The organism is Candidatus Rhabdochlamydia sp. W815, from assembly GCF_018642185.1.
GTDB classification, from domain to species: Bacteria; Chlamydiota; Chlamydiia; order Chlamydiales; family Rhabdochlamydiaceae; genus Rhabdochlamydia; species Rhabdochlamydia oedothoracis.
Genome location: NZ_JAAVTY010000121.1, coordinates 1 through 4,167, shown reverse-complemented (window position 1 = coordinate 4,167; position 4,167 = coordinate 1). Strand labels below are relative to the sequence as shown.

3 protein-coding genes are annotated in these 4,167 nt (G+C 36.6%); 1 reads left to right on the top strand and 2 read right to left on the bottom strand.

The genetic code is table 11. The features are described 5' to 3' along the window. The first annotated feature begins 329 nt into the window (after positions 1-329). Positions 330-716: a hypothetical protein gene (locus tag RHOW815_RS07135; protein WP_215217628.1), complete on the top strand. Its 387-nt coding sequence runs from the start codon at positions 330-332 to the stop codon at positions 714-716. Here the strand turns inward: RHOW815_RS07135 and RHOW815_RS07130 are convergent. Together RHOW815_RS07130 and RHOW815_RS07125 are read right to left on the bottom strand one after the other, a co-directional pair. Further along, complete coding sequence (locus RHOW815_RS07130) at positions 691-2,712, bottom strand: alpha-ketoacid dehydrogenase subunit alpha/beta (RefSeq protein WP_215217627.1); 2,022 nt, start codon at positions 2,710-2,712, stop codon at positions 691-693. The genes RHOW815_RS07135 and RHOW815_RS07130 overlap by 26 nt on opposite strands. A gap of 9 nt (positions 2,713-2,721) precedes the next feature. Further along, entirely contained in the window at positions 2,722-3,816 is a 1,095-nt protein-coding gene (locus RHOW815_RS07125) for a UPF0158 family protein (RefSeq protein ID WP_215217626.1), read from the bottom strand. Positions 3,817-4,167 lie beyond the last annotated feature (351 nt).

Below are 4,167 nucleotides of genomic sequence, written 5' to 3'. Positions count from 1 at the left end.
ATAGAAATAGACGAAAAAGGTTTGGTCTTCGGTTCAATCTAATTGCGGGCATTTATAATCTGGAGCTATGTTAATGGGTTTTGAAAGAGGTCTACTGTTAATTCCGAGCTTTACATGTTTAGGACTACCCTATTTTAAAAGATTGTTATATCTAATTTTTTTAGACTGAAAAATAAAATAAGATTTATCAAGTAATTTTTTACAAAATAAACAAGCAAAAAATTTTTTTATTAATTGACAAAATTAAGAAAAATTGTTTTATAAAAACTAAGAACACTAATTTAATTAGATGTATATTAGGCTAAAAACAATACAAAATGAGGGAAGCAATGCTAAGTACAGGAGAAGAAATTTTAGCTGATATTGATCAAACATTGGATCAATTAATTGAAAATGCAGACATAATTAATCGCATTTCATTCAATGCATTATTTACATCTGAAGTACAAGCATTACAAAAGACACAAGAAAGTTTAATGGCACGTCTAATGCATATGCATGAATTATTAGAAAAAGACAAAAAGCCACAGACTCTTACAAAAAAAGCCAATCCTTTAAATCAAATAGAAAATAAACTCAAAGAATTTGGCCAATTGAATGCACGATTAATTGAGCATCTAGCTCAAAAGGTTAAAACATCTCAACAAATAAAAAAGCCACAGATTCGTCCTTGTAGAAAAAAGAGACCGATTAAAACCGAGCAAGTTGATGTATAGCCTGCTCTAAATCTTCTATTTGAGGCAATACAGCATCTTCTAACCGCTTACAATAAGGAACGGGGCAATCCTTTGCTGTAACACGCTTAATAGGCGCATCTAGTAAATCAAAAGCCTCTTCTGCTATAAGAGCTGCAATTTCAGCACCAAAACCACAAGTACGAACAGCTTCATGAGCAATGAGTAATTTACCGGTTTTTTTAATAGATTGCACAATTAGATCAAGATCAAGAGGAACTAGAGTTCTCAAGTCAATAACTTCTATAGAAATCCCATCTTGCAAGAGACGATCTGCAATTTGAGAAGCCATAAAAACCATCATTCCCCAACAAACAACTGTTAAATCCGCTCCCTTCCGAACGTATTTAGCTATGCCAAAGGCTTGTAATTCTTCTTCTGAAGGCTCGGGGCTAGCACAGAAAACCCTTTGACGATAAAGAGCTTTGTGTTCAAGAAACACAACAGGATTAGGATCGCGAATAGCCATTTTTAAGAGTCTTTTTGCATCAGCCGCATTACTGGGAATGACTACTTTTAATCCTGGAATATGAGCAAGAATAGCCTCAACGCTCTGTGAATGATAAGGGCCTCCTTGAATGTATCCGCCATATGGCATGCGAATGACCACAGGGCAATGCCACTCTGCATTAGAACGATAATGAAAGCTAGATAACTCATTAAAAAGTTGATTAACGCCCGTCCACATGTAATCTGCAAATTGAATCTCTACAACAGGACGAATTCCTGCTATCGACATTCCCAAAGCAACTCCTATAATACTAGACTCTGCAAGAGGCGAATTAAAGCAGCGAGAACTTCCATATTTTTCTGTTAACTTACGGGTAATTCCAAATACTCCTCCCTTCCCATGAGCCACATCTTGACCAAAAACAACAACGTTGGAATCATATTGCATTTCTTCGTCTAAAGCATGGTTTAATCCATCCATCATTACAATGCTCTCTAACGGACATTTAGAGGTTTTTTGCAATTGAAAATCTTCTATCACACTCTTTTTAAAAACATGATCGGCTGCTGTGTCTGCAATGGGAAAAGGAATTTGATCCGCTTCTACTGCGGCCTTTTCCACTTCTTCAAAACAACGATTTTTCATTTTTTGCATTTCATCGATAGAAACTCCAAGCCCTACAAGATGGTTTTCCATACGAGGCAAAATATCTTTTGCTTGATCGCTTGCAATGCATTTTATTGTTCTATATTTATTTTGGTCATCGCTACTGCTATGAGGGCCTATTCGAGGAACTTTGGCTACAATAAGACTTGGCCCTTGAGCACCTCTAGCTTTTTGCACAGCTGTATCAAATGCTTTGGTGAGTTCTTCGTAATCTCCACCATCAACATCAAAAATAGAAAGACCTGGATAGCCTTCTGCCATATAGGCGATAGAGCCTCCTGCTGTTTGATCTTTTATAGGAACAGAAATCGCAAACCCATTATCTTGAATAACAAAAATAACCCCTAGTTTGTGTAAAAGGGAAAAATTTAACGCTTCGTGAAAGTCTCCTTGAGAAGTAGCTCCATCTCCAGCAGACACATAAACAACATCATCCTCTTTAAGGAGTTGCCTTGCCTTTGCAACGCCTACAGCTTGTAAAAATTGAGATCCTACACAACTGGATTGACAAGGCAAACGAAACTCTTTATGAGAAAAATGCTCCGGCATCATACGCCCAGAGGAATGATGCGGTATATCACGCGCTAAGGAAGCTGCAATAATTTCTGTGAGAGTACAACCAATTCCTATTGCAAAACCTCGGTCGCGATAATACGCTAGCCCCCAATCCTTGCCTGGGATCAATGCTGATGCAGCCACAGCTCCTACCATTTCGTGTCCTGCAGTACATAAATGAAATGTGCCACCTTTATTTTGGCGAATCAACTTTTTCATTTTTTCATCGGCAAATCGCGTTCGATAAATCACTTCTAAAGTTTTCATGGCTCTTGTCAGACCTTGGCAAAAAAGTTGCTGCGTCATTTTCAACTCTTACCCTTTTCTATGCTGTTTGCGGATCTGTGTCACTGTCTTTATCTCACCCTTTTTCTTTGCTGGATCTGCAGATTTTTTTCGAGAAGGTAGCAAATCTTTAACAACCTCCGAAATAGAACTTTTCTTATTTTCTATTGGTGCAGAGACTGTAGCTTCGGGAATCTGTTTTAAGTGTTTAATGCCTTGTTCGGCTAAACTAGAACTATCTGCTGTAGTGATTAGCCGCGTGGATAAATGGCGCAATGATTCCAGTCTTTCTGAAAGTGCTTGCAATTTAGTATCCACTTTAATACGAGAACTTCCTCTAAGGCTAGCGAGTAGTTGCGCTTCCGTATCAAATTTAGCAGAAAAAGTAATACTTGCAGCATTGGTAATATCTGGCAAATATAAAAAGGTTCGACAGGAAGAAGGAACCATTGTATACATATCAACGGTTACCTGTGGCTCTACTTCTACTTTAGCAACTTGTTTAGGAGGACGTCCACGTTTAGGACGAGGATTTAGTGCTTCATTTGAATAATAGGTTTTTGCTTTTACATATAAAGCTTCTCTCACAGCTGCTATGTCTTTGGAGACCTTCATGTCAAATAAATATCGCTTTAACTTCTCCATCATATTTTTATTTAAATCTAAATCTTCTTCAAATACAAATAAGATTTCCTGAAGACGCAACCACTCGATAATACGAATACGAGAGCGCTCTACATAATATTGCTGCCACTTCTCTAGTTCCGTGTGATGATCATAAATGAATTCCAAAAAATTATCGCGAGCTTCTCTAGATTGAATAATGTCCAGCAGCTTTTCTTTAGTATCGATGTCATACACTTTTTCATTAATAAATCCTTCCATAAACTTTTTTGTCTCATAGAAAGTCATTTTTGGTAAAAGCGCGTAGCGTTTATTATGGATGCTAATCTCTTTGTCAAGATCAGCTAATTCTTTTTCTCCTTTATCTAAATCGACATAAACAATAAACCCTTCTACCTTATCTAGATAAAAATCACGCTCGTCATCTGATTTAGCAAAAGCATCCATTAGACGGTGATACCGGAGCAAAAGTGGATTTTGTGCCTGTGGATATTTTGACATTGATAAACCTCTTAAATCGCCATTGTATTTTTGTTAAAGCAAAGCTTAAACGCTACTTTACAGATAAAATGGTTTTTTTATTCTTTTAAGTAAAGAGGGTAGCATACTTTGAGCTCTAATTCAAGAAAGAACAGAACTACTATACTCGTTTGCATTCAAATTAAGAGTTTGAATGTATAAACATTTTTATAAAAAAAGATAACATCTTCTTGCAAGAAAGAGCAGTTTTTTCAAAAAAACCTAGTTATGCAATTCTTAATTTGGCCCTTTCAACCTTGAAGTGCACAAAAAAGAACATATAAATACTTGAAAAAACATCTATTGTGCACCCGAGCATAGCATGTTTGTAGA